Annotated in this window: 23 protein-coding genes; 12 read left to right on the top strand and 11 right to left on the bottom strand. The window is 61.4% G+C overall.

The window, feature by feature from the left end; translation table 11 throughout:
* Positions 1–132 precede the first annotated feature (132 nt).
* The 3 genes from RTCIAT899_RS17385 to RTCIAT899_RS17375 all read left to right on the top strand — a co-directional run bounded on the left by RTCIAT899_RS17385 (position 133) and on the right by RTCIAT899_RS17375 (position 2981).
* Positions 133–1146, top strand: a complete 1014-nt coding sequence (locus RTCIAT899_RS17385; RefSeq protein ID WP_015341541.1) for an ABC transporter substrate-binding protein — start codon at positions 133–135, stop codon at positions 1144–1146.
* Between the two features lie 121 nt (positions 1147–1267).
* A complete protein-coding gene (locus RTCIAT899_RS17380) occupies positions 1268–2086 on the top strand; it encodes an ABC transporter ATP-binding protein (RefSeq protein WP_015341540.1) in 819 nt (272 codons plus the stop codon).
* A 13-nt stretch (positions 2087–2099) separates the two neighbouring features.
* Positions 2100–2981: an ABC transporter permease gene (locus RTCIAT899_RS17375; protein ID WP_015341539.1), complete on the top strand. Its 882-nt coding sequence runs from the start codon at positions 2100–2102 to the stop codon at positions 2979–2981.
* A 272-nt stretch (positions 2982–3253) separates the two neighbouring features.
* Here RTCIAT899_RS17375 and RTCIAT899_RS17370 read toward each other — a convergent pair whose 3' ends face one another.
* The 4 genes from RTCIAT899_RS17370 to RTCIAT899_RS17355 all read right to left on the bottom strand — a co-directional run bounded on the left by RTCIAT899_RS17370 (position 3254) and on the right by RTCIAT899_RS17355 (position 8691).
* Positions 3254–4669 carry a sensor histidine kinase gene (locus RTCIAT899_RS17370; RefSeq protein ID WP_015341538.1) on the bottom strand — a complete coding sequence of 472 codons (1416 nt, stop codon included), beginning with the start codon at positions 4667–4669 and terminating at the stop codon, positions 3254–3256.
* Positions 4659–5327 carry a response regulator gene (locus RTCIAT899_RS17365; protein ID WP_015341537.1) on the bottom strand — a complete coding sequence of 223 codons (669 nt, stop codon included), beginning with the start codon at positions 5325–5327 and terminating at the stop codon, positions 4659–4661. The genes RTCIAT899_RS17370 and RTCIAT899_RS17365 overlap by 11 nt, the downstream gene beginning before the upstream one ends.
* A gap of 63 nt (positions 5328–5390) precedes the next feature.
* Entirely contained in the window at positions 5391–7181 is a 1791-nt protein-coding gene (locus RTCIAT899_RS17360) for an alpha/beta fold hydrolase (protein ID WP_015341536.1), read from the bottom strand.
* Between the two features lie 10 nt (positions 7182–7191).
* On the bottom strand, positions 7192–8691 hold the full coding sequence (locus RTCIAT899_RS17355; RefSeq protein WP_244441425.1) for a lipopolysaccharide biosynthesis protein: 1500 nt from the start codon (positions 8689–8691) through the stop codon (positions 7192–7194).
* 198 nt (positions 8692–8889) lie between these two features.
* Between RTCIAT899_RS17355 and RTCIAT899_RS17350 the strand changes: the two genes are divergently transcribed.
* Positions 8890–9744 carry a glycosyltransferase family 2 protein gene (locus tag RTCIAT899_RS17350; RefSeq protein ID WP_015341534.1) on the top strand — a complete coding sequence of 285 codons (855 nt, stop codon included), beginning with the start codon at positions 8890–8892 and terminating at the stop codon, positions 9742–9744.
* Here RTCIAT899_RS17350 and RTCIAT899_RS17345 read toward each other — a convergent pair.
* Entirely contained in the window at positions 9711–10913 is a 1203-nt protein-coding gene (locus RTCIAT899_RS17345; protein ID WP_041678007.1) for a glycosyltransferase family 4 protein, read from the bottom strand. The two genes, RTCIAT899_RS17350 and RTCIAT899_RS17345, sit on opposite strands and share 34 nt — an antisense overlap.
* Before the next feature lie 351 nt (positions 10914–11264).
* Positions 11265–11501, bottom strand: coding sequence for an Lrp/AsnC ligand binding domain-containing protein (locus RTCIAT899_RS17340; protein ID WP_015341532.1), 237 nt, complete (start codon positions 11499–11501; stop codon positions 11265–11267).
* A 207-nt stretch (positions 11502–11708) separates the two neighbouring features.
* Here RTCIAT899_RS17340 and RTCIAT899_RS17335 point away from each other — a divergent pair, with 207 nt between their 5' ends.
* The 3 genes from RTCIAT899_RS17335 to RTCIAT899_RS17325 all read left to right on the top strand — a co-directional run bounded on the left by RTCIAT899_RS17335 (position 11709) and on the right by RTCIAT899_RS17325 (position 15635).
* Positions 11709–12992 (top strand): NAD(P)/FAD-dependent oxidoreductase, encoded by a 1284-nt coding sequence (locus RTCIAT899_RS17335; protein WP_015341531.1) that lies wholly within the window; start codon positions 11709–11711, stop codon positions 12990–12992.
* Between the two features lie 36 nt (positions 12993–13028).
* A complete protein-coding gene (gene amaB / locus RTCIAT899_RS17330; RefSeq protein WP_015341530.1) occupies positions 13029–14564 on the top strand; it encodes an L-piperidine-6-carboxylate dehydrogenase in 1536 nt (511 codons plus the stop codon).
* Between the two features lie 81 nt (positions 14565–14645).
* Complete coding sequence (locus RTCIAT899_RS17325) at positions 14646–15635, top strand: Ldh family oxidoreductase (protein WP_015341529.1); 990 nt, start codon at positions 14646–14648, stop codon at positions 15633–15635.
* Positions 15636–15883: 248 nt separating this feature from the next.
* Here RTCIAT899_RS17325 and RTCIAT899_RS17320 read toward each other — a convergent pair whose 3' ends face one another.
* The 4 genes from RTCIAT899_RS17320 to RTCIAT899_RS17305 form a co-directional block, all read right to left on the bottom strand.
* Complete coding sequence (locus RTCIAT899_RS17320; RefSeq protein ID WP_015341528.1) at positions 15884–17209, bottom strand: glucoamylase family protein; 1326 nt, start codon at positions 17207–17209, stop codon at positions 15884–15886.
* A 279-nt stretch (positions 17210–17488) separates the two neighbouring features.
* Positions 17489–18052: a TetR/AcrR family transcriptional regulator gene (locus RTCIAT899_RS17315; protein ID WP_015341527.1), complete on the bottom strand. Its 564-nt coding sequence runs from the start codon at positions 18050–18052 to the stop codon at positions 17489–17491.
* Between the two features lies 1 nt (position 18053).
* Positions 18054–18518 carry a nuclear transport factor 2 family protein gene (locus tag RTCIAT899_RS17310; protein WP_015341526.1) on the bottom strand — a complete coding sequence of 155 codons (465 nt, stop codon included), beginning with the start codon at positions 18516–18518 and terminating at the stop codon, positions 18054–18056.
* An 83-nt stretch (positions 18519–18601) separates the two neighbouring features.
* A complete protein-coding gene (locus RTCIAT899_RS17305; RefSeq protein WP_015341525.1) occupies positions 18602–19465 on the bottom strand; it encodes a DMT family transporter in 864 nt (287 codons plus the stop codon).
* 107 nt (positions 19466–19572) lie between these two features.
* Here RTCIAT899_RS17305 and RTCIAT899_RS17300 point away from each other — a divergent pair, with 107 nt between their 5' ends.
* Positions 19573–21024: an aminotransferase-like domain-containing protein gene (locus tag RTCIAT899_RS17300; RefSeq protein WP_051043235.1), complete on the top strand. Its 1452-nt coding sequence runs from the start codon at positions 19573–19575 to the stop codon at positions 21022–21024.
* Between the two features lie 45 nt (positions 21025–21069).
* Here the strand turns inward: RTCIAT899_RS17300 and RTCIAT899_RS17295 are convergent, their stop codons facing one another.
* Positions 21070–21498, bottom strand: a complete 429-nt coding sequence (locus RTCIAT899_RS17295) for a VOC family protein (RefSeq protein ID WP_015341523.1) — start codon at positions 21496–21498, stop codon at positions 21070–21072.
* Between the two features lie 103 nt (positions 21499–21601).
* Here RTCIAT899_RS17295 and RTCIAT899_RS17290 point away from each other — a divergent pair, with 103 nt between their 5' ends.
* The 4 genes from RTCIAT899_RS17290 to RTCIAT899_RS17275 all read left to right on the top strand — a co-directional run bounded on the left by RTCIAT899_RS17290 (position 21602) and on the right by RTCIAT899_RS17275 (position 25438).
* Complete coding sequence (locus RTCIAT899_RS17290) at positions 21602–22459, top strand: LysR family transcriptional regulator (protein WP_015341522.1); 858 nt, start codon at positions 21602–21604, stop codon at positions 22457–22459.
* Between the two features lie 162 nt (positions 22460–22621).
* On the top strand, positions 22622–23278 hold the full coding sequence (locus tag RTCIAT899_RS17285) for a response regulator transcription factor (protein ID WP_041678005.1): 657 nt from the start codon (positions 22622–22624) through the stop codon (positions 23276–23278).
* Positions 23275–24651, top strand: coding sequence for a sensor histidine kinase (locus RTCIAT899_RS17280; RefSeq protein ID WP_015341520.1), 1377 nt, complete (start codon positions 23275–23277; stop codon positions 24649–24651). Before RTCIAT899_RS17285 ends, RTCIAT899_RS17280 begins: the two co-directional genes overlap by 4 nt.
* A gap of 103 nt (positions 24652–24754) precedes the next feature.
* Entirely contained in the window at positions 24755–25438 is a 684-nt protein-coding gene (locus RTCIAT899_RS17275) for an MtnX-like HAD-IB family phosphatase (RefSeq protein WP_015341519.1), read from the top strand.
* The last annotated feature ends 13 nt before the right edge of the window (positions 25439–25451 follow it).

The following is a 25451-nucleotide window of genomic DNA, read 5'->3' as shown; positions in this document are numbered from 1 at the left end:
CAATGTTTCCTCGCAGGGTTGCGCACTGAAAGCTGACTGAAAGGTTGCCCGCGCTAGTCTCGTTGAGCTTCGTGGAGGAAGCGCCTTTCCAGAGCGTCGTGTGGCGCAAGAATAAAACAGGAGGAGACATTGATGCGTCCATCGCGCACGTTTTTTCATACCGTAGCCCTTTCCCTCGTCATGACAGCTGCTTCCCTTGCAGCCACGGCCGCCAATGCTGCCGACAAGATTTCCATCATGGTGGGCGGCTACGAAAAGCAGATCTATCTGCCGGCCAAGCTTGCCGAAGGGCTCGGTTACTTCAAGGATGAAGGCCTCGAGGTCGAACTTCTCAACGAATCCGCCGGCGTCGACGCCGAAAACCAGCTGCTGGCAGGCGCCGTTCAAGGCGTCGTCGGTTTCTACGACCACTGCGTCGACCTGCAAGCCAAGGGCAAGTTCATCAAGTCCGTCGTGCAGTTCAGCCAGGCGCCCGGCGAAGTCGAGCTGGTCTCGGCCAAGTATCCCGATATCAAGTCCTTCGCCGACCTGAAGGGCAAGCGCGCCGGCGTCACTGGCCTCGGCTCGTCGACGAACTTCCTGACGCTTTACATGGCGTCGAAGGCAGGCCTCTCGCCAGCTGACATCACGCCTGTTCCGGTCGGCGCCGGCCAGACCTTCATCGCCGCCATGCAGCAGGACGCCATCCAGGTAGGCATGACCACCGAGCCGACGATTTCGCGTTTGCTCAAGACCGGCGAAGCGAAGATCCTTGTCGATCTGCGTACGCTGAAGGGCACCGAAGAGGCGCTCGGCGGTACCTATCCGGCGGCCTCGCTCTATATGGATGCCGCATGGGTTGACGCTCATAAGGAAGAAGTGCAGAAGCTCGCGAACGCTTTCGTCAAGACGCTGCGCTTCATCCATACGCATTCCGCCGCTGAAATTGCCGAGAAGATGCCGAAGGACTTCTACGTCGGTGACAAGGACGGCTACATCAAGGCTCTCGACGCCGGCAAGGAAATGTTCACCGCCGACGGCGTGATGCCGGAAGATGGTCCGAAGACCGTTCTCGCCGTGCTCTCGCAGTTCTCCAAGAACGTCAAGGGCAAGACGATCGACCTGTCGAAGACCTACACGACGGAATTCGTGAAGAACGTCAAGTAAACAGTCTTGACGCCGCTTCCGGCCAGTTTTCAGACAGGTTCCGGAAGCGGCAGTTCAAGAGACTTTGCAGTTCACTGGGCTTTGCGTGCACGCCCTGAAGGCACGCGTCAGGATCAGCACCATGCAACAGGATGAACGCCGTACCCCGGCGATAGAGCTCATCAATGTCAGCCGCCGCTTCGTATCGCCGACCGGCAAGTCGCTGACCGCACTGCGCGATTTCAACATGACCGTCGAGCGCGGCGAATTCGTCGCCGTTGTCGGGCCGACGGGCTGCGGCAAGTCGACGACGCTCAACCTCGTCACCGGCCTTGCCAAGCCGAGCGCCGGCGAAGTCCGCCTGATGGGCGGTCCCGTCAACGGCATCGACCGGCGCGTCGGTTTCGCCTTCCAGACGGATGCGCTCTTCCCCTGGCAGAATGTCATCGAAAACGTCATGGCAGGCCCGCTGTTCCGCGGCAAGTCGAAGGCCGAGGCCGAGAAGATGGCCAAGGACTGGCTTGCCCGTGTCGGTCTTTCCAAGTTTCTGCATCACTATCCGCATCAGCTCTCGGGCGGCATGCGCAAGCGCGTCTCGCTGGCGCAGACCTTCATCAACGAGCCGGAAATCCTGCTGATGGACGAGCCCTTCTCGGCGCTCGACGTGCAGACCCGCACGGTCATGCATGAAGAACTGCTGAAGCTCTGGGCCGAACGCCAGGCATCGGTCGTCTTCGTGACGCACGATCTCGAAGAAGCCGTTGCGCTCGCCGACAAGGTCTATGTGCTGACGGCTGGGCCGGCGACGGTCAAATCGGTCTACACGATCGACCTGCCGCGCCCGCGCGTCGTCTCGGAGATCCGCTACGAGCAGAACTTCATCGATTATTGCAAGACGATCTGGGACGACCTGCGCGAAGAGGTCGAAACCAGCTATCGCCGTGCCGCGGAAGCGGCATAAGGGAGGATTGATCATGGCAAATACAGCTCTCGAAGCAGGCAATGCTCCGATCTTCCGCGCCGGCACCTCGGACGCGGAAATCGAAGCCGCAGCGCTGAAGGCACTCACCCGCCGCAAGTATGTCGTCGTGGCATGGCAGATCGGCATTCTGCTCGCCATTCTCGGTCTCTGGCAGCTCGCCTCCGACCTGCACTGGATCGATCCGTTCTTCTATTCGAGCCCATACGGCATCGCGCTGCGCCTCTGGGAGTGGATCACCGAGGGCACCGAGAGCGGCTCGCTCTGGTATCACCTCGGCGTCACCATGGAAGAAGCGCTGATCGGCTTCATCATCGGCTCGGTGACCGGCGTCCTTGTCGGCGTCGCCCTTGGCCGCAACAAGCTGGCGTCCGACATCCTCTCGATCTACATCAAGGCGATCAACTCGATCCCGCGCGTCGTTCTCGCGCCGATTTTCGTGATGATCATGGGTCTCGGCCTGGCGTCGAAGGTGGCGCTGGCCTTTATCATGGTGTTCTTCGTCGTGTTCGCCAATGCCTTCCAGGGCGTTCGCGAAGCCGACCGCAACATGATCGCCAATGCCCGCATCCTCGGCGCTTCCAACTGGAAGGTTACCCGCAAGGTGATTTTGCCTTCGGCGATGAGCTGGATTTTTGCAAGCCTGCACATCTCCTTCTCCTTCGCCATCATCGGCGCGATCGTCGGCGAGTTCGTCGGTTCGCTGGCCGGCATCGGCTACCTGATCTCGATCGCCAAGGGCACCTATGATGCAGCTGGCCTCTATGCTGCAATCATCCTGGTGATGCTTGTCACGCTCGGCGCCGAATATGTGATGACGCTCATCGAAAACCGCATCACCCGCTGGCGTCCGCAGCAGAGCCTCGACACGCACTAGGCGTTGATTTTCTGGTACCTCCCAAGGCCAGGGGCCGGGCGTTTCGCCCGGCCTTTTTTGTCGACGTAGAGACTCTCTCTTTCCATTGCGGCGGGGAGAGGGCTGGGGTGAGGGGCCGCGGACTATCGATTCGAGGATGAGTAGCGATTGGTTTTGCTGCAAGCGTCGCTGGCAAGATATTTCTATAAGTTTCGCGAACAGCCCCTCACCCTAACCCTCTCCCCGCAAGCGGGGAGAGGGGACTATCTCGCAACAGCCGCACCTCACCACGCTCAAACAGCCGGCAGACGCACGCGGACCAGCAGGCCGCCACCCGTCGCCTCGTCAAGCATGACCGAGCCGCCGGCGCCGTCGACGACTTCGCGGACGATGGCGAGCCCCAGGCCGCTGCCTTCCGGTTCGGTGCCCATGATGCGATAGAAGCGCTCGAAGACCTGGGCGCGTTCCGCTTCGGGGACGCCAGGGCCGTTGTCCTCGACCCATAGCAGGGCCGTATCGCCGTCGCGGCCGACGCCGACCGTCACGCGACCGCCCGCTTGCGTGTAGCGCAGTGCATTGTCGACGAGATTGACCAGCATTTCACGCAGCATGGTGCCGTCGCCCTCGATATGAACCGCCGTCTCATCCGCCTCAAGCCCGAGATCGATATTCCGGCGCAGGGCTTCCTCGGCAAGGGTTTCCAGCACACGCCGGGCGGTTTCCGCCAGATCGATGGTGTCGTTTCGCGGCCGGCGGCTGCCGGGTTCGGCGCGCGAAAGCGTCAGGAGCTGGCTGGCAAGGCGCGTCACCTGCCGCGTGCTCGAGCGCAATGCGGTCAGTGCCTCGTCGCGCCTGCCGTTGTCGAGCTCGCGCGCTGCTACGCTTGCCTGCGTCGAAATCAGCGCGAGCGGTGTGCGCAGCTGATGGGCGGCGTTCGAGACGAAGCGGCGCTGCGCCGCCATCTGGTTCTGCACCCGCTCCATGTGATCATTGAGGGCGTGGACGAGCGGCCGAAGCTCGTTCTGCACCATGTGAGGGTCCAGCGGATCGAGACGCTGGCGGCCGCGCTCGCGCACGGCGTCGCGCAGGCGCAGCACTGGAGCAAGCCCGCGCTGCAGGCCGATGATGGTGACGAGCCCGGCAAGCAGGACAAGCGCGAGCTGCTTGGTGAAATCGGACAGCCAAAGCCTGCGGCGCATGGCATATTGGCTGTTATGAGTAACGGCAACGGCGACGGAAATCGTGCTGTCCTGATCAAGGCCAACAACCGGGTGGCTCAGCATGAGTACACGCACGCCGTCGGTCCGAAACGTCATGTCCTCGCCGATCAGATCCCGCTTCGGCCGTGGCAGATCGGGAAAACCGGCGATGAGGCTCCCCCATGCCGTGACCACCTGATAAAAAACGCGGTCGCCATAGCCGGTATCGAACATTTCCAGCGCAGCAGGGGGAATATCGATCTGCACGGTGCCGCTTCCATCGACATGCGTCGCTTCCGCGATGACGCGGGCGGAGGCAAGCAGCGTACGGTCGGTGACAAGATCGGCCGTCGCATCGGCGGAACGGAAGCTTAGATAAAGGTTGATACAGATCGCGCCGATAAGGGTCAATACGACCCAGGCAAACAGCTGCGCGCGAAGACTGCTCGCTACCCCGCCGAGGGCGCGGCTTACAAGGCCTTTGGGTGGTGCAGCCTTATCATTGCGCATGGCGAAGGAGATAACCCAGGCCGCGCAGCGTCGCGATCTGCACGGAGCTGCCTTCGAGCTTCTTGCGGACGCGATGCACATAGATCTCGATGGCGCTGGTATCGGCGAGATCGTCGAAGCCGAAGACGCTTTCGGAGAGCGTCGCCTTTGTAACGGTCGTGCCTGCCTTCATGATCAAGTGTTCGAGCACCGCGTGCTCGCGCGGTGTCAGCGCCAGGGATTCTCCGGCCAGAGAGAATTGCCGCGTGCCGCCATCGAACACCAGGTCGCCGACGGCGATCTCCGGAGCGGCGCGGTCGTGACCGCGGCGGACGGCCGCGCGTATGCGCGCTTCAAGCTCGGCAATTTCGAAGGGTTTCGCCAGATAATCGTCGGCGCCGCTGTCGAGGCCGGCAACGCGGCCGTCGAGGCTGGCATTGGCCGTCAGGATGATGACCGGCACCTTGTTGCCGCTCTGACGCAGTCGCTTCAGCAGCGTCAGCCCGTCCATCTTCGGCAGCGACAGATCGAGGATGACGATGGCGTAAGCTGCGACTTTCAGCATGTGCTCGGCATCCTCGCCATCATAGGCGATGTCGACGACATACTGCGCCTGACGCAGCGCCTTGCCGAGCCAGGACGCCAGTTCGCGGTTGTCTTCGACGATCAGGAGCCTCATGGCGCGACTATACAGCAAGTGTCGGATATGGCGAACAATTCAGGCGGTTTTCTAAGCTGTGCGTCATCGGTTGGCGAGCCGCAAACCCATCTCCCGGACCTCTCGCAAATAGACCTTGCGCGCATAGGGCGGGGTCAGATTGTGGTCGGCTTCGGGAATGACGGTGAGGCGTATGTCCGGAAAATGCTTTAATCCGACACCGTTCTCGCCGAACTCGTCATGCAGATGATCGAGCCCGATGTCGTGGGCGCTGTAGATCAGGGACATATCGACGCCACGCTTGGCAAGCGTGCGGAAACCACCCAGCACAGGCCCTTGAGCCGCAGCGAAGATCGGGAACGCGCCGAGCACTTGGCGAGCCGTTCGTATCGCCCGCCGACCGAGCCCGGTCGCCATGTTGCATATGGCGCTCCTTGCATCGACTTGGCCGCCGAAGAGCCGCTTCAGCGTTTCCATCTGGAGGAGTTTGCGCCCATAGGTTTCCAGCGAACGGGGAGCAAAGCGCAGGGCTTCATCGACCGATCGGCTCTCGTCCCAATGGAAGCTGTAGGGATTGACCGTGATAAGGCCGCGGCAGCGCGCATCGCGCAATGCTGCCTGGAAGGCGAGATAGCCGCCGCTGCAACGCCCGACCACATAGGTCGGCAGCAGAGCCAGCCTCTCCAGCAGGTCCAGCGCCTCGGCGACATCGAGATGCTGTTCGCGGGAATAGAGCACCTGCTCGGGGGCGCCGGAAAGCGGCGGGCTGTCGCCGACATTGGCCGTATCGAAACGCAGCGAGGCAATGCCGTCGCGGGCAAGCGCGCGCGCCATGGTGACCGACATACGACCCCAGCCGGCGTGCCTGTCATAGGCTGTCGTCAGGAGCAGCGCGGTCGCGCCGGTGCGCGCACCTTCGGGCTCGCAGAGAATGCCGAACAGGCGGTTGTCTGCGCCGAAACGCAGCGGCGTCTCGCGAAAGCCTTCGCCGATGAGAGGTTCCGCGACGGGCGGCGTAAGTTCGGTCGATGCGGCATCACCGGTTTTGGCAGCGACCGACTGCACCCATTCGACTATTTTCCGGCCGGTTTCGGTCGGCATGGTGGCGATGGTCGGGTTCGAGACGAGATCGTCGTAACCTTCGTAGGAAGTCTGCGTGACCTCGACGCCGAGCGTTTCGAGATGGCGCGCGAAGTCGGAGTCTCCGGGGCGGCCCGGGCGCGTCAGCACCAGGCAATTCGGCGTCGCGAGCCGATCCAGTGTCATGAGGTTCAGCTTCTTCACTGCATCGGCGGCGCTATCGGGCATCCGGAGGCTTGCGACGGTGACGCCCTCCGTCTGGCGCTGCGCTTCGGTAAGCCCCATGCTCTCATCGATCATCTTCGACCAGACGGTCAGTTCGCGCAGATAGGCACGGCCGGAGACGACGGGTGCAAGAAAGGCGATGCCGTCGATGCCGGCAAGCCGCTCGGCAAGAGCAGCGGCGATGGTCCCGCCGAGGCCCTGGCTGACGAGGATCAGCCGCTCGCAGCCGGCAAGCGCCTTCAGCTTTGCTGCTGCCGCGAGAGCGGTTTCATGCCACGGCTCCAGACCTTTGCCTTCATCGGCCAAGTCAAGCGCATCGCCGGTGCCGGCGTAATCGAAACGCAGGCTCGATATGCCGATATCGGCGAGATCCTCCGCCAGAATTCGCCAAAACTTGCGGACGCACATCTCCTCGAAACCCCAGGGGCTGAGAAACAAGACAGCGCTACCGCGCGAGGGTGTGACGGCTGATGTAAACAAGCCGACCGTGCCGGCGAAGGTTACCGGGATGGCTGCGGATCTTGTCTGCCCTTCCTTGTCCTGCTTTTCGGCGGCTCCCCAACCAGCCATGCTCGTCTCCTCACATTCGGCGCGGCGCTAAGAGAGCCAGAGCCTGAGTGGCAATCGGATTTATGCGTGCAGGCAATCGCATCGCGATCTTCTGCATGACGTCGATATCTTCGGCTGGAACGGCTTTCAGCAGTCTGAGCGCAATGCCATAGGCCAGCGCGCCGGCGATGATGGCGCCTACGAGGCCTGCGACACCGGTCAGCGCCTGAACGAAACCATAGGCTGCAACCGCGCACACAATGGCAGCAACCGTGACTTTTGCAAGGTTGATGAGCATACCGCGCGTCGATCCTTCGAATTCCATGCGGCGTACCGTCATCATGCACAGGGCGACAAAGGCGAGCAGGCGAACAAGCGCGGCACCCTCGCCTCCGTAGAAGGGCACGGCGACGGCGCAGCCGACGACCATGACGAAGCTGGCGACGACGCCGATGACGGTGCGTTCGCGCACGCGATCCAGCGAATAGAGATATTGCGTGCAGATCTGCATGAAGACGTAGGGTACGGCAGTCAGGGACAGCAGCGCCACCATGCCGCCGCTCGGCGCAAAGGCTGGGCCGAAGATCGTCACGACAAGTTCCGGCGAGATGGCTGCCAGACCGAAACTCATCGGCAGGGTGATATAGGCAATGCTGCGCGCCACTCCGGCGAAGACCTCGACCGGCAGCTTGTCCGATTCCCTCGCGTGCATCTGCTCGGAATAATAGGGCAAGAGGCTACCGCTCAACTGCACCGGTAGCTGCAGCGCCAGGTTGGCGAGCGACAGGCCGACGGCGTAAAAGCCGACCGCTTCTATGCCCCAGTAACGCTGCAGGAACAAAAGCTCGATGCGGTTGAGGAAGATCGAGCTGTTGATAAGTTCGATCGAGAGAATGAGCGACGAACTGGCGAGAGCGGAAAGGCCGACACCGCAGCTGTTCTTGCGGGCGATCGCGATTCTGAGCGTCGCGATGAACATCGGCAGCTGGCCAATCGCATAGCCGGCTAGCGCGCCGCTGACGCCGAAGAAGATCGCGCCGAAGAGGACCGTAACGAGCTGAAGCGCCGAGCTTATCAAGGTGAGGCGCAGGAATGCGCTGACGCGCTGCTCGCCGATCAAATAGTTCTTGCTATAGGCGCCAAGAGACTGAAGAACGAAGAACACGCCCGTTATGGCGATGACTTCAGATGCATCGCCCGCCCAATGCAGCCGCTCCGTATCCCAATAATAGGCGACATAGCCGGCGAGCAGGATGACAGTTGCGAGAATCGTCGGCTGCAGAAGGTAAGCGGCAAAGCCCAGCCGTTCTTCCGTCGAATAGCCGTTTCCCTTCAACTGCGGCAGGACGCGCAGCAGGGTAACGCCGGCCCCGAGCTCGGCGACGAGCGCGCCTGTTGTCGTCAACCACAGGGAGAAGGCGATGATGCCGTTGGCCTCCGGGCCAAGCAGACGCGCCGCGATGATCGAACAGGCAAAGCCGGTCGCAAGCAGGGTCAATCCCGCCGCGGCGTTCAAAACCGAATTTGCCATTATGCTCTTCGTCATGAAGACTGACCGTTTCTCAAATTGCCGGGACTTCGCTCCTATCCGGCTTTTCGTGGGGATAGCGCCAGTTCTATTTCATATGCCTTAATATTTAGGGTTTAATGCTGCCATAAGTTCGTTTTTTACTTTGGCTAATATTCTTTCTCTCTGATGTTGGCCGCAGGGCTTGAGCGGAGGGTTTCATTGTTCAGCCTCATCGTCTGCACGATCGATCGGTTCGATCAGCTGGAGCGGCTATTCCGTTCGCTGACCCAACAGAGTCATAAAGATTTCGAGGTTGTTGTCGTCGATCAGAATGCCGACGACCGGCTGCGGACGCTGATCGACAGCTTCTCCTCTTCCTTCACGATCCGTCACATCCGTTCGCCGAAGGGACTTTCGCGGGCGCGCAACAATGGCATGGTCGTCGCGGCAGGCGATTACATCTGCTTTCCCGATGATGATTGCTGGTATGAGGCCGAGACGCTTTCGACAGCAGCGGCACTGTTTTCGGCCCATCCAGAGCTCGCGATCGTCACCGGCCGCACGCTCGATGCCGAGGGTCTCGCTTCCGTCAGCCCAACAGGCGAGACGCGGCTGGCGCTGACGCGCTGGAACTACTTGAAGTGCGGCAATTCCAACGGCATCTTCGTCCGCCGCGCCGCGCTTTCCGATATCGGCGGTTTCGACGAGAATCTTGGGGTCGGTTCGGAATCGCCGTTCCAGAGCGGCGAGGAGGCAGATTTCCTGCTGCGCGCGCTCGGCGCCGGCAGGCAAGCGATGTTCTTCCCGGAATTGATCGTCCATCACGATCAAGTCACCAGCGAGTATGGGCCGCGGCAGGTAGAGCGAGCCCGCAAATATGGGCGCGGCTTCGGCGCTCTGATGCGCAAGCAGGCGTTTCCGCTGTATTATGTCGGCTACCGGCTGTTTCGCCCGGTCGCCGGCTGGCTGGCGGCGCTGGCGCGTTTCAACGTCGAGGCGGCACGCTACAAGCGCGCCTGGCTGATGGGTATTCTGGAAGGTTACGCCGCCTGGCCACGCTGGCGCAGAAGCTGAGGCGATTTGCCTCTCGGCGTCAGCGTCTCGGCATAGACATCCATGTAGCGTTGGGCGACTTCATTCCAGGCATAGGCGCGGGCGTCCCGCAGCAATTCCTGCCGCAAGCTCAGATCGTCGGCCTCTAGGCGCTCGAAGGCTGCGGTCAGGGTATCGGCGGCCGCTTCCGGATCTGCGAAATCTGCGAGCATGAGGGCCGGATGGGTTTCGGCCATCGCCTTATAGGCCTCATTGACGTTCAGCACCGGCAGCAGGCCGGCGCTCATCGCTTCGATCGCCACCAAGCCGAAGCCTTCATATTCTGAAGCTGAAGCGAAGAGCGAGGCGCGGGCGATGATGTTGCGGATCGAGCCCTCGTCGATCGACACATGCAGTGCGACATTGCGCGTCAGATTGCGGGCGGCAATTTCGTTTTCCAGCATCGCACGATCGAGATCAGACTCGGCGCCGACAATATCGAGGTGCCAGTCGTCATGGCGGGCCGCCAGCACCTTCATGACGTCGAGAAGATGATCGAGCCGCTTGTTGACGGAGAATCGGCCGATGGTGACCATGCGGCGGCGTGCTTCCAAGGCGGCGCAATTTGAAAACTTGCTGACATCGGCACCGTTTTCGATCAAGTGCACGCGGCTCTCGGCGATCTGGGAGAACAGGCGCGCGTCGGACTGGCTGCAACAGATGAGAGAGGCATAGCCGAGCGCGGACAGCCGCGTTGCGGTATTGAACCAGACCTTTTTGATGGCTGCATATTTCTGCGTGTGGAAGAAGCCGCCATGGGTGGTGGCGACCATGGGCCGACAGTGCATCAGCTTGCCCCAGGCCAGCGCGTCGAAAAAGAAATCGACGGCGTGAACATGCACGAGGTCGGCATCGGCCAGATGGCGGAAGACTTTCGGCGCCAGCGGATAGCGGCTGGAGCCTGACCAGGGAATACGGACGATCTCGATGCCGTCGATGGTTTCGTGTTCCGCGAGCTTCCGGCCGGGATCGGAAAACAGGCTGTTGCAGGTGACGACGCGCACGCGATAACCGCGGGAAACCAGCTGGCGGCAGAGATTGGCAACGACGTCTTCCAGGCCGCCCTTGTTCGGCAGGAACTGGCGCACGACATGCACGATCAGCGGCCCGGTGTGCTTGTTTACCTGAATATCCGCAACAGCCGATGTCATCGATCCACCCTCGACCTCTATGCAGCGCCGCATGGCGAGCAATCCGACGCTGCAGCGCGCCGCCCGTTGATCAGTCGGCGAAGCAGATCATCGGGTCGGTTAAAAAGGGTTTAATCGCAGGCGGAAAGCCGCGCGGTTTCGGGCAAGAGGGTTAATAGCGGGGCAGGCGGCTGCCCCTCACCCTAGCCCTCTCCCCGCTTGCGGGGAGGGGGGACTGTTTTCGTGTTTGCTGCGTGCTCGTGTCCTTGCCGTGAAGCTCGATGAGCTCCCTCTCCCCGTCGAAACGGGGAGAGGGTTGGGGTGAGGGGCAATTTCGAAGTAGATGATGTATCGACCCGAAGTCCGCACCTCTCAAAACGCTCGGAAGGTTAGCGTCGTCAGCGAGCGGACGATGCCGGGGATGTTGGCGATGTGGTCGTTGATGAATTTGCCGATATCCTGCTCTTCGGCAATGTAGACCTTCATCAGGAGGTCGTAGTCGCCGCTCGTGGAATACAGTTCCGAAACCAACTCCGTCTGGTAGATGGCGTCGGCGACCTCGTAGGTCTTGCCGGGGGCGCATTGGAGCTGAACGAAAATGGGCTTCATGAGAATGTCCTGCTTTTGCCTGCGACCGCGATCGCGGCCGGCTTTTCTCTATCATGGTCGAAAGCGCCGCCGCCATGCAAGTTTTTCTCCAAAGCCGATGATTTTTTGGCATCATGCCATGTCCATCGGATGTCGCTCTTGCCGCTTCCGCAATTTCGAGCATGGCGCTAGATTGGCGCGATTATCTCTGTCGATTGGACCGATTTCATGCTGAATGACCAACGCTCCCATGGTCTCTGGGAAAAAACCGCCCCCTCGCCGCCAGCAACGAAGCCACTTTCCGGCGAAGTTTCCGCCGATGTCGTGGTGGTCGGGGGCGGCTATACCGGTCTTTCGACGGCGTTGCATCTGGCGGAATCCGGCACCAGCGTCGTGCTGCTGGAAGCCAATGAAATCGGCTTTGGGGGGGCGGGGCGGAATGTCGGTCTCATCAATGCCGGCATGTGGGTGATGCCGGACGATTTGCCGGGCGAACTCGGCGCCGTCCATGGCGAGCGGCTGCTCGATCTGCTTGGCAATGGGCCGAAGCTGGTCATGGAGCTGATCGACAAGCACGGCATCGCTTGTGAGCTCGAGCGCAACGGCACGTTGCATTGCGCCGTCGGGCCGGAGGGACTGAAGGAAATCGAGGAGCGCGCCCGGCAATGGGGCAAGCGCGGCGCGCCGGTCACGGTGCTGGATGCGCGGGAAACGGAACGCCGGGTCGGCAGTTCGGCCTATGCGGGGGCACTGCTCGACATGCGCGCCGGCACGCTGCAGCCGCTTGCCTATGCGCGCGGCCTTGCCCATGCCGTAGTCAAAGCCGGCGTTACCATTCACACCGGCAGCCGCGTGACATCGACGGAAAGAAGTGGTGCGAAATGGGTGGTTTCGACCGATGGCGGCAAGGTCAGCGCCGACTGGATCGTGGTGGCCACGGACGCCTACAGCACCGGTCCCTGGGAAATGGTGCGGAACGAACAGGTGCATCTGCCCTATTTCAATTTCGCCACCGTCCCCCTCGGCGACAACTTGCGCAAATCCGTGCTGCCCGGACGCGAAGGGGCTTGGGATACGAAAGAAGTGCTCTCGTCCTTCCGCATGGATCAGGCCGGCCGGCTCGTTTTCGGCAGCGTCGGTGCGCTGCGCAACACCGGTCTTGCCATCCACAAGAACTGGGCTCGGCGGTCGATCAGAAAGCTCTTTCCGCAGCTCGGCGACATTCCCTTCGAATGCGAATGGTATGGCAAGATCGGCATGACCGACAATGCGCTGCCCCGTTTTCACAAGCTGGATCAGAATGTCGTCGGCTTCTCCGGCTATAATGGCCGCGGGATTGCGCCCGGCACCGTGTTCGGCAAGGTGTTGGCCGGCCATATTCTCGGGCAGATTTCCGAGGCCGATCTGCCGCTGCCGGTGACCGATATCGTCGAGCCGAGCTTCAGGGCGGCAAAGGAAATGTGGTACGAGGCGGGCGCCCAGGCTGCGCATTTCGTCGGTGCCCGGGTGTAAAATAATCGAACCGGCATTACGGGAAGAGGAAACAAGATGACCGCGACATCAGATCTTGCTGCCGAAACCAAGGCAATATTGACGGAGCTTGGCGTATCGGCTGATCACTATACCGGCGGAACGCTTGCCGTCACGTCTCCTGTGACCGGTGCCGAAATCGGCTGGCTCAGGGAGCATTCGGCCGGTGAGGCGAAGGCTGCGATTGCCGCGGCGCACGAGGCGTTTCTCGCATGGCGCGATGTGCCGGCGCCGAAGCGCGGCGAGCTGATCCGGTTGCTTGGCGAGGAATTGCGCGCCGGCAAGGCTGCCCTTGGCCGACTCGTCTCCATCGAAGTCGGAAAGATCACCTCCGAAGGTCTCGGCGAAGTGCAGGAGATGATCGATATCTGCGATTTCGCCGTCGGTCTCTCGCGCCAGCTTTATGGCCTCACCATCGCCACCGAGCGCTCCGAGCACCGCATGATGGAAAGCTGGCATCCGCTTGGTGCGATCGGCATCATCTCGGCCTTCAATTTCCCCGTCGCCGTCTGGTCGTGGAACGCGGCGCTTGCCATCGTCTGCGGCAATTCCACCATCTGGAAGCCGTCGGAAAAGACGCCGCTGACGGCGCTTGCCGTGCAGGCTCTGTTCGAAAAGGCACTGAAGCGCTACGTCGCCGAAGGCGGTGAGGCCCCCGCCGATCTTTCGACGCTGTTGATCGGTGGCCGCGATCTCGGCGAGCTTTTGGTCGATCATCGCCAAGTGCCGCTGGTATCGGCGACCGGTTCGACGGCGATGGGCCGGGCGGTCGGCCCGCGTCTTGCCGGCCGTTTCGCCCGCGCCATCCTCGAGCTTGGCGGCAACAATGCAGCGATCGTCTGCCCGACGGCCGATCTCGATCTCACCCTGCGTGGCGTTGCCTTTTCGGCAATGGGCACGGCCGGCCAACGCTGCACGACGCTGCGTCGCCTCTTCGTTCATGACAGCGTCTATGATCAGCTCGTTCCGCGCCTGCAGAGAGCCTATGGCTCGGTCACGATCGGTAATCCGCTTGAAGCGGGAACCCTCGTCGGCCCGCTGATCGACAAGCAGGCCTTCGAGCGCATGCAGTCGGCACTCGCCGCTGCGAAGGCAGCCGGTGGCATGGTGACCGGTGGCGAGCGCGTCGAAAACGGCTCTGCCGAGGCCTTTTACGTCCGTCCGGCCCTCGTCGAAATGCCCGAGCAGACCGGCCCGGTCGAGCAGGAGACCTTCGCGCCGATCCTGTATGTCATGAAGTACAGCGATTTCGACAAGGCACTGGCGCTGCATAATGCCGTGCCGCAGGGCCTGTCCTCCTCAATCTTCACCAATGACATGCGTGAGGCCGAGACGTTTGTCTCCGCGCGCGGTTCTGATTGCGGCATTGCCAACGTTAATCTCGGCCCTTCCGGCGCCGAGATCGGCGGCGCATTCGGCGGCGAGAAGGAAACCGGCGGCGGCCGCGAGTCCGGCTCGGATGCCTGGAAGGCCTATATGCGCCGGGCGACCAACACGATCAATTACGGCCGCACGCTGCCGCTGGCGCAGGGCGTCAAGTTCGACGTGGCGTAATGGCACTTTGCTGCGTTGCGATGAGGCGAATGAGGGCGTAGAAGGTCCCTTAACCTCCCATCTTGTTCAGGATCTTGTCTCATGCACCTGTCGCTCGCCGAAGCTGAAACGCTTGTTGTGGCGGCTCTGCGGCGAAGCAAGGTGAGTGATGCGAATGCCCGCTCGGTGGCGGTCGCGCTCGTCGCGGCGGAGGCCGCCGGGCAGAGTGGTCATGGGCTGCGGCGCGTGCCTGCCTATGCCGGACAGGCCAAGGTTGGTAAGGTCGATGGCTTCGCTCAGCCGCAGCTCAGCCGGCCTTCTCCTGCCGTGCTGCGCATCGATGCCGGCAACGGCTATGCCTATCCCGCGCTCGACCTTGCCGTTGCCGAGCTTCCGGCTGTCGCCCGGGAGCAGGGGATTGCGCTTGCCGCCATCAGCCGTTCGCATCATGCCGGCGTCATGGGCCTGACGGTCGAGCGTTTTGCCGATCAAGGGCTGGTGGCGCTGATGGTCGCCAATGCGCCGGCCTCCATGGCGCCCTGGGGCGGCAAGACACCTGTTTTCGGCACCAACCCGATCGCTTTCGCCGCACCGCTTCCTGGCGACGAGCCTGTTGTCATCGACCTCGCGCTGTCCAAGGTGGCGCGCGGCAAGGTGATGGCGGCGCGGCAGCAGGGCGCTTCGATCCCCGCGGACTGGGCTTTCGATCGCGAGGGCAGGCCGACCACGGATGCCGAAGAGGCTCTGGCCGGGACGATGGTCCCGGCCGGCGATGCCAAGGGTGCGGCACTTGCCTTCATGGTCGAAATTCTGGCGGCCGGCCTGACCGGCGCCAACTACGCCTTCGAGGCTTCCTCGCTTTTCGACGACAAAGGCGCTCCGCCGGCGCTCGGGCACACGATCATTGCCATCAATCCGGAGGCGACGAGTGCCGGGGATACGGCACAACGGCTGGCCTTGCTGGCAGGCGAAATCACCCGCGATCCGAACGTCCGTCTGCCCGGCCGGCGCGGGCAGAGTGCACGACATCTTGCGTTGACGGAGGGGGTTACCGTCGAGGATGAGGTGATTGCGGCAATCGAGAGGCTTTGAGATGTCAAAGGTGCTAGTCGGGTGAGTGTGTGTTTGCCGCGCTTGCATACACGGCCCCTCACCCCAGCCCTCTCCCCGCAGCGGGGCGAGGAAGGTATGGCGCAAAACAGGGCGCTGCATTGATCAGAGGATAGTTGGTTGGCTCGATCGTCCCCTCGCCCCGCTTGCGGGGAGAGGGCTAGGGTGAGGGGCTTGGCAGATAGCCGCTGTATTGACGGAGCCATCTGATGGCCACCGCGATCGGCAGATCAAGCGATGGCAGGCTTTGCCTTTTTCTCGTCCAGCCAGCCGCCGGTGAAGCCGGCGCGTTCCAGGCCGGTGCGGAGGATCGGAGATTGCCGCATGAGGTCCCAGATCATGCCGGTGCGGGCGTTTTCGATCATCATGACCAGTAGCCCCTGGTCGATCGCCACCGAGCGGTCGTCCACCCATCCTTCCGGGCCGGGGCCTTTCACGCTCGGATTGAAGCCGCCGGGGAAGCGGCCGTCGAGCAGCAGGTTGGGATAGGTTGAAAGCAGCGCCCGCGTGCCATCGAGCGCCGCTTCGCGGTCGAACGGCAGGCAGGATAGCGGTCCCCATGGGGCGATGGTGCCGTCGTCGGGACCCAGCGGCGCGCCGCGGGCGGCATAGCCGAAGACTTTCGGGGCATAGCGCAGGCTATGTTTGGTGCCAGTCGGGTTCGGACCGTCACAGGCGGAAAGGCCCCAGATATCCTTCGTATAGCCGACGAAATGGCCGGGATTGCGCTCGGTGTAATCGCGCTGCACCGCAATTGCCGCCTGGGTATTGCGGAAGTAATCGGTGTCCTTGTCGGCGACGTGCTTGTCGCGGATGTCACGGAAATCGATCCAGGCATGCGAGAAGAGGTGGATGAACAGCGGCCCAGCATAGAGAAAGGGCGCGTCCTTGAACATCATCCAAGTATAGGTCGAGGCAAAGGCGTCGTAGCTGGAGGATGGGATCGCATGCGTCGGCGAGGCGAGCGCCAGCAAATAGAGGAAAATCGCCTCGTCATAGCCCTGATAGCGCCAGCGCAGGAAGCCGCTGGCCGGTTTCCAGCCCATGCTGATGGTCTGGCCCTTGTTCAAGGCCCAATGCCAGTCGCAACGCTCATAGAGAAATTTCGCCTGCTTGCGGAGATCGCGCTCGACCTGGCTGTTTCCGGTGAAATAGGCGGCGGCTGTCAAGACGCCGAGCAGCAGCAGACCGGTATCGATCGTCGAAAGCTCGCTGTTCCAGGCGCGCTTGCCGGTTTCCATGTAAAGGAAGTGATAATAGAAACCGCGATGGCCGGTGGCGCCGCGTTCGGTGCCCTGCTGGCTGTCGGCAAAGAAATCGAGGGCGGCCAATACCCGTTTTGCGGCATCGGCGCGGCTGATCCAGCCGCGCTCGACGGCGACCGGATAGCTCGATAGCGCGAAGCCGACGGCGGCAATGCTGCAATGGCTCGTCTTGATCGACGTATCCGCCACCAGTCCGTTTTCCGGATTGGTATAGAGCATGAAATAGTCGAACGCCGAGCGTTGCAATTGGTCGATCAGCGCGTCGTCGGTTTCGTTTACCTGCTGCAGCATCTTCTATCCATCTCCTCGATGCTCCCATTCCCTGCTGAACATGGGAGCTTGGATAGTTGCAAATCAAAGATGATTAACGATGACATACTTTTGTGGAGGATTCTTTAATATCAGTGGGTTGTTGAAGTAGTCATCCCCAACCTCGTGGGCCTGGAGATGCCGTTTCCCGGCGATTTTCGGGGATATCGTCAGCAAAAGTGGAGGAATAGCTAATAGTACGAGCGCATTCGGCAAGGGCGAAGCATCGATAGTCCGGTGATTCGCGTCGATGAAATGGCTTTAGCCGAGGGCGGTTTCCAACCGGTGCTTTAGGCGCGCCAAGGTTCTGCCAAACACCGTCTCATCTTCAAGGGCTCTGGCAAGCGTCAACGCGCCCTGAATGCCGATGACAGCCTCTTCAGCGAGCATTTTCGCCTCGGCACCTGGCACGCCGCCCCTGAGCAAAGCGCCACAAAGCGCCTCGATCCAATGATGAAAGTAGCCTCGGATGGCAGCGGAGAAACGGTCGCGCGTTTCGTCCAGCGCAAAGGCGCCGATCAGGCAGACGCGACGGCCGGAGCGGAAATAGCTATCCGTTGTCTCCCACATGCGGGCGATGGCGGCACGCGGCTCTTCCTCTTCGAGCGGCTTGAACATTTCGGTCACGAACCAGGCGTCGATATTGGCCACGATCTCGGCGGCCATCTGTTCCTTGCCGCCCGGAAAGAAGTGATAGAGGCTGCCCTTGGACAGTTTGGTACGGGCGGTGATTTCGCTCATCGACGCGCCCTCGTAGCCGAGCTCGCGATAGACTTCGGCAACGAGGGCAATGGCGTCGGATTTTTCGAAGACGGTACGCGCCATCTCAAAGGCCGAGGTCGGAGAGGCCAGGATGATCGTCCGGCCGGCGGCCGAGCGGCCAGTGGAATTTCCGGCCCTCTTCCCTGATGGGCATGTCGTTGATGGAGGCGAAACGGCGCTGCATCAGGCCCTCGGCGTCGAATTCCCAATTCTCGTTGCCATAGGAGCGGAACCAATGGCCGCCATCGTCATGCCATTCATAGGCAAAGCGCACGGCGATGCGATTGTCCTCGAAGGCCCAGAGTTCCTTGATCAGCCGATAGTCCAGTTCGCGTGCCCATTTGCGCGTCAGGAATTCGACGATTTCCTTGCGGCCGCGCGGGAATTCAGCACGGTTCCGCCACTGGCTGTCCTCCGTATAGACCTTGGAGACACGCTCCGGATCGCGGCTGTTCCAGCCATCCTCTGCCATGCGGACCTTGGCGATCGCAGTTTCGCGGGTGAAAGGTGGGACGAGAGAGGTCGGCATGATGTGCTTCTTCTAAACTGATTGGCTTTAAATGGACCGATCGGTTTAGAAGATCAAGTGCCTTGATTTGCCGGGTGATGGTCTCAATGTGCGAATTTTCTGGCTCCGGCGACGCAGGCGACGACGGCGAGGGTTACGACGAGCATCGACCAGCTGACGCTTTCCTTGAGAAGGGCCGCGGCGAGCGCGAAGCCGAAGAAAGGCTGCAGGAATTGCAGCTGGCCGACGGCGGCTATGCCACCCTGGGCGAGCCCGCGATACCAGAAGATGAAGCCGATCAGCATGCTGAAGAGCGAGACATAGATGAGGCCGAGCCAGGCAGGGCCGCCGATACCGTCAATGCTGTGCGGCATGGTCATGAAGCAGAGCGCGATGGTGACGGGCAGGGACAGCACGAGAGCCCAGCAGATGACCTGCCAGCCGCCCAGCCGGCGTGAGAGAACGGCACCTTCGGCATAGCCAAGGCCACAGACGATCACGGCTGCAAGCATCAGGAGATCGCCGACCGGCGAGGCCGATAGGCCCTGTGCCAGCGCATAGCTGCACACCAGCGCGCTGCCGAGGATGGAGAATACCCAGAAGGCCGGACGGGGCCGCTCGCCGCCGCGCAGTACGCCGAAGACGGCGGTCGCCAACGGCAGCAGTCCGATGAAGACGATCGAGTGGGCTGACGTGACATGCTTCAGCGCCAGTGCCGTCAAGAGCGGAAAGCCGACGACGCAGCCGAGGGCGATGATCGTCAGCGAGACGATGTCGCCGCGAGCCGGGCGCTTCTCGCGAAAAGCGAGCAACAGGCCAAGACCCAGAAGGCCGGCGATTACGGCTCGGGCAACGGTCAGGAACAGAGGGTCGAAATCCATGACGGCTACGCGCGTTGCCGGCAGCGAGCCGCTGAAGATCACCACTCCCGTCAAACCGTAGATCCATCCCGTCGTCGTTTTGTCCATTGCGCATGCTCCTATTGGCTTTCGCGGTATCGGCGCATTTGTCTGGCGGAACCAGAGACGGTGCAGTACAATCTATGCGAACTGTTATGGTTGAAGGTGCAGTACGGATGGATAGTCTCTCGATGACCGGCGCTGCCGGCACGACCCGGATCGAAGGCGTGATGGCGGCGATATCAGAGCGCATCGCTACGCGCAGCCTCGTACCCGGCGCGCGGCTTCCTTCCGTGCGCAGCTTTTCCAAGACGATGCGAGTGTCGGTTTCGACCGTTGTGGAGGCCTATGAACGGCTTGCGGCCGAGGGGGTGATCCGCTCACGGCCGGGATCCGGCTTCTATGTCTGCGGGCCGCTGCCGCCCCTATCGCTCTCCGAAACGGGAGAGAAATCGGGCCGCAATGTCGATCCGCTGTGGATCTCGCGGCAATCGCTCGAAGTCGGCGACGATGCCATGAAACCGGGCTGCGGCTGGCTGCCGCCTTCATGGCTGCCGCAGGCGGCCTTGCGCAAGGCGATGCGCACACTTGCGCGCGGCGATATCGGAGTGCTTGCGAATTACGGGACACCGCTCGGCCTGCCGCCATTGCGGCAGCTGCTGGCCCGGCGCCTGGGCGAACATGGAATCAACGTGCCTCCGGATCAGATCATGCTGACGGAATCGGGCACGCAGGCGATCGATCTTCTCTGCCGGTTCCTGCTGGAACCCGGCGATACCGTCGTGGTCGACGATCCCTGCTACTTCAATTTCCATGCACTGCTGCGCGCGCATCGCGCCAAGGTCGTTTCCGTGCCTTTCACGCCGATGGGGCCGGATGTCGAGCTGTTCGGCCAGGTGCTCGAACGGCACAAGCCGCGGCTCTACATCACCAACTCCGCCATTCACAATCCGACCGGTGCGGCGCTTTCCCCCGTCACGGCGCATCGGTTGCTGAAGCTGGCGGATGCTTCCGGGCTCATCATCATCGAGGATGATATTTTCGCCGATTTCGAGCAGGTGCCGGCGCCGCGTCTGGCCGCCTATGACGGGCTGGACCGGGTGATCCATATCGGCAGTTTCTCGAAAACGCTTTCGGCCTCCATTCGCTGCGGCTTCATCGCCGCGAAGCCCGAGTGGATCGACGATCTCGTCGATCTCAAGGTCGCCAGCAGCTTCAGCTGCGGGCAAGTGTCGGCCGAGCTCATCTATCTCGCGCTGAAGGATGGAAGTTATCGCAAGCATGTCGAGGCGCTGCGCGTCCGGCTTGCGAAGGCGATGGATGAGGTTGCGGCCCGGCTGGAAGCGATCGGTATCACCCCATGGCTCAAGCCGCATGCGGGCATGTTTCTCTGGTGCAGGCTTCCGGAAGGGCTTGATGCCGCCGACCTTGCCCGTGCTTGCCTCGCGGAAGGGGTCATCCTCGCGCCCGGCAATGTTTTCAGCCTGTCGGAGACGGCCGGCCGCTTCATGCGGTTCAACGTCGCGCAATCGGCCGATCCCCGGATCTTCGACGTGCTGAAAGCGTCCATGCGAAAGCTGCGGGCGATACACAAGGATGCCGCTGCGAGCGGCATTACGGCAGCCTAGAGGTTTACCGGCGACACGAGGCTGCTCCTGTCGCCGGCTTGATCCCTATTTGGCGAAGAGGCTGTTGATGTCGGCGAAAGCCTTCATCTCGATGGCATTGCCGCTCGGGTCCCTGAAGAACATGGTCGCCTGTTCTCCCGGCTCGCCCCGGAAGCGGATATAGGGCTTGATGACGAATTCGATGTTGGCTTTCGTCAGCTTCTCGGCGGCGGCCTCCCATTCCTCCATCGACAGAACGACGCCGAAATGGCGTACCGGAACGCCATGGCCATCGACGGCATTTGCTGCCACGTCTGTCGTTTCACCCGGCGCCAGATGGGCGACGATCTGATGGCCGTAAAAGTTGAAATCGATCCAATCAGGCGAACTGCGGCCTTCGGGGCAACCGAGAAGGCCGCCATAGAAGGTTCTCGCCGCAGCGAGATCGTTGACGGGAAATGCGAGGTGGAAGGGATGAAGCGGTGCTGCGCTCATGATCGTCTCCAAGAAGCGAAGTGATGCAGCCATGAATAAGATACATTTTTCTCTATGAAAAATGGTATATCGTGATGTTGAGATACAGGAAAAATTATGAATCATGATTGCGGAACTTCAAACCCTTGTTGCTATCGCCCGCTTTGGAACGTTTGCTGCGGCGGGGGACAGGATCGGCCTGACGCAGGCCGCCGTCAGCGGACAGATGAAGCGGCTCGAGGAAAGGCTTGGCGTTAAATTGTTCGAGCGGACGGGCCGCTCCGCGACACTGAATGCTGCCGGGCTTAGAACGCTCGAACGCGCCAAGAGCATTATCGCGATGTTCGAGCACATTGCCGATCCCGTCGACGAGGCTTCGGGCGGCGAGCTGCGCGTCGGCGCAATTGCTTCCGTCCAATCGGCGCTGCTTGCCCGCGCTCTCGGCTCCTTCCGCCTGCGATTCGCAAATCATCATCTCCGCATTGTCCCAGGGGTCTCTCTGCATTTGCTCGACCTGCTCGATGCCGGCGAACTCGATCTTGCCGTGCTCATCGAACCACCCTTCGGCTTGCCCAAGAATCTCATCTGGCGGCCCCTGGTGCGCGAGCCCTACGTGCTTGCGGTTCCCGAAAAGCTGCAGGGCGATGATTGGCGGACACTGCTGCGCGAGCAGCCCTTCATCCGCTATGATCGCAGCTCTTTCGGAGGGCGGCAGGTCGACCGCTTCCTGCGGTCGCATTCGATCGTTCCGCGTGAATCGGTGGAGGTCGACGACATCGCCGGGATTGCCGCATTGGTCGGGCTCGGGCTCGGGGTGGCGCTTCTGCCTGTTGTCGACGGCAGCCCTCCTCCGGTGGCGCCGATCCGCATGGTGCCCTTATCCGAACCGGGGTTTTATCGCGAGATAGGGATATTGCAGCCGCAGGAGAGCGCACCAGCTGCAATCTGTCTTGCGGAATGCCTGATGGCGACGCAGCAATGAGGCCGTATTCGGCGCAAAACCGTGCCTTCGAGCCACCGCTAGGAATGCCGTCTCTTCCCGAAGCTCTTGCCAGGCGGAAAATATCCGTCATAGCTTTGCCACATGGCCGCTCCAATTGCGGCTCACATCCGCTATGGAATACACCGTCAAGTGAGGTCGGTCGTGCGCGTTCTGCTTGTTGAAGACGACAATATCCTCGGCTCATCGCTGAAGAAGGCGCTGGAAAAGCATGCCTACGGGGTCGACTGGATGCGCGACGGCGAATCCGGCCTCGAAGCGGCGGCGCATTCGCATTTTGCGGCGATCGTGCTCGATATCAATCTGCCGCAGCTAAGCGGCATGGAGGTGTTGCGTCGCATCCGGCAGCGGGGAAATTCCGTTCCCGTGCTGCTGCTGACGGCGATGGATTCCGTGCGCCAGAAGGTCGAAGGTCTGGATGAGGGCGCCGACGACTATCTGGTCAAGCCGTTCGATCTCGACGAGCTGCTGGCGAGGCTGCGCGCGCTCATCCGCCGGCGTGACGGGCGGACCGAAAGCGTCATCCGCTGCGGCGACGTGGAGGTCGACCCCTCGGCCATGGTGGCTCGCAAGGATAATGTGCAGGTTCATACCACGGCGAAAGAATTTCATCTCCTGAAGCTGCTCATGGAGCGCAGCGGCCGGTACGTGACAAAGAACGATATCGAATATGCGCTCTATGATGCGGAAAACACCGTCGAGAGCAATACGATCGAAGTGACGATCTACAATCTGCGCAAGAAGCTCGGCACCGATTTCATCAAGTCGATCCGCGGCGTCGGCTATATGATCGAGCGATGAACAATTCCACGCTTACCCGCAAGCTGTTTCTGCGCATCGCGCCTGTCGTCGTGGTGACGATCGTCGTGATCGCCGCCTTCGCCTTCAACAGCGCGACGCGGGAGATCAACAATATCTACGATGCCCAGCTCATCGACGATGCCAACGTGATCTGGAGCCTGCTGCGCCGGCCGCTGGAGAAGAATCCGGACCATGGCGCCAAGCAGATCGACGATATCGACTTCAACATGGACAATCAGCTGGCTTTCAACGAAGACGCTGATGACTATGCCGATGCGCATATGTTCCGCGCCTGGGTCGACGGCAATATCCGCTTCTACAGCAGCACCGCCTTCCTCTCTGACGTCCCGCAGCAGAAGGTGGGTTTTACCACGCTGACCTATGGCGGCGACGAATGGCGCGTCTATTCGCTGCCGATTCCGAACACGACTATCGTGATCGAACTCGGCGAAAAGATCGCGCTTCGCGAAACGCTCGTTTCCAACATTCTTCTCAATCTGTTTTTTCCGCTGCTGATGCTGGTGCCGGTCATCGGCTTTCTCATCTGGCTCGGCATCAATAGCGGCCTGCGCACGATTCATGGGCTGGTGCGGCAGATCCGGACAAGATCGCCTGACGATCTCTCGGCTATCCCGGTCGAAGAGCTGCCGCGCGATCTGCTGCCGCTTGGCCGGTCGATCAACCAGCTGCTGGAAAAGCTCGGCCAGTCGCTGACGCTGGAGCGGCGCTTCTCCGATCTTGCCGCGCATCAGCTGCGTACGCCCCAGGCGAGCGTGAAGCTGCTTTTGCGGATGCTCGAAAACAGCGAAAGTGATCAGGAGCGGCACGCGATCGTTTCCGATCTCGTGGCCAGCAACAACCGCACCATTCATCTTATCGAACAGCTGCTGCGGCTCGCCAGGGTCAGTCACCACCCCCTTAATCTCACCTCGATAGAGCTTTATCACTGGATGGCGTCGCTCATCGCCGAACTCGGCAATATCATCACCAGCCGCGAACTCGACGTCGTGCTGGAAGGCGATGAGGCGATCCAGGTCAGAACCGATGAGGCGCTGCTGCGCATGCTCGTCACCAATCTGCTCGACAATGCGATCAAATACACGCCTGCGGGAGGGGAAATCAAAGTTTCTATCGCCTCGGAGGATGGCTTTGCCTGCATTTCCATCAGCGACAGCGGCCCCGGCATTCCGCCGCATGAAAGGGAAGCGGTGTTCCAACGCTTCTACCGCCTTCATACGCTGCATACCGAAGGGGCTGGGCTTGGGCTTGCGATCGTCGCGGACACCGCTGATCGTCTCTCGGCAACTGTGGATCTCTCCACATCCCGTCTGGGTAGCGGTCTCCAGGTCGATTTGAGATTGCCGCTCAGGTAAAACTCACGGCCTCGTCGCTTTTCATTTTCGCATCATTTTCCGCTCATGCCCGGCTCATCTGAGGTTGTTAGACGCAACTTAAGACAAGGCGAAGGGGTATTTCATGCAGGTGTTTTGCGATTTTGATGGAACCATATCCATCGAAGACGCGACGGATATGGTGCTAACCCGTTTCGCCGGTTCCGAGTGGGAAGATATCGAGCAGTTGTGGAAGCAGGGGCAGATCGGCTCCGGCGAATGCATGCGCCGGCAGATCGCTCTCATCGAAGCAAACAGAGGCGAGCTCGATCGGTTTCTCGATACGCTGGCGATCGATCCCGGCTTTGAGGCTTTCCTGTCCTTCTGCCGTCGCGGCGAATTGCCTGTCACGATCGTCAGCGATGGTGTGGATTATTTTATCCGGCGCATTCTGGCGCGTCATGGCATCGAGGGCCTGCCGATCGTCGCCAATGTGCTGACCTGCAGCGTTTCCCAGGGCCGCGAATCCTATTCGCTGTTTCCGCCGTTTACGGCAACCGGCTGCGTATCCGGCGCCGGTGTCTGCAAATGCCGCGTCGTCGATAGCAATGACCTTCAGGTCTACATCGGCGACGGGCGAAGCGACTTCTGCGTTTCCGACAAGGTCGACCTCGTTTTCGCCAAGGCTAAGCTTGTCGATTACTGCGAGGAAAACGGCATTCCCTATGTCGGTTTCGCAGATTTTTCCGACCTGCTTCCAAAGATGGAAGCCGTTCTCCCGAGCGTCGAGCGACGCTCCCGTACGCTGCCGCATTTCAAGACAGCGTAAAACAGACCGAGAG

The organism is Rhizobium tropici CIAT 899 (genome assembly GCF_000330885.1).
Classification (GTDB): Bacteria; Pseudomonadota; Alphaproteobacteria; order Rhizobiales; family Rhizobiaceae; genus Rhizobium; species Rhizobium tropici.
The sequence above is the reverse complement of the archived record's forward strand: the minus strand, read 5'-3'. Positions and strand labels throughout refer to the sequence as shown.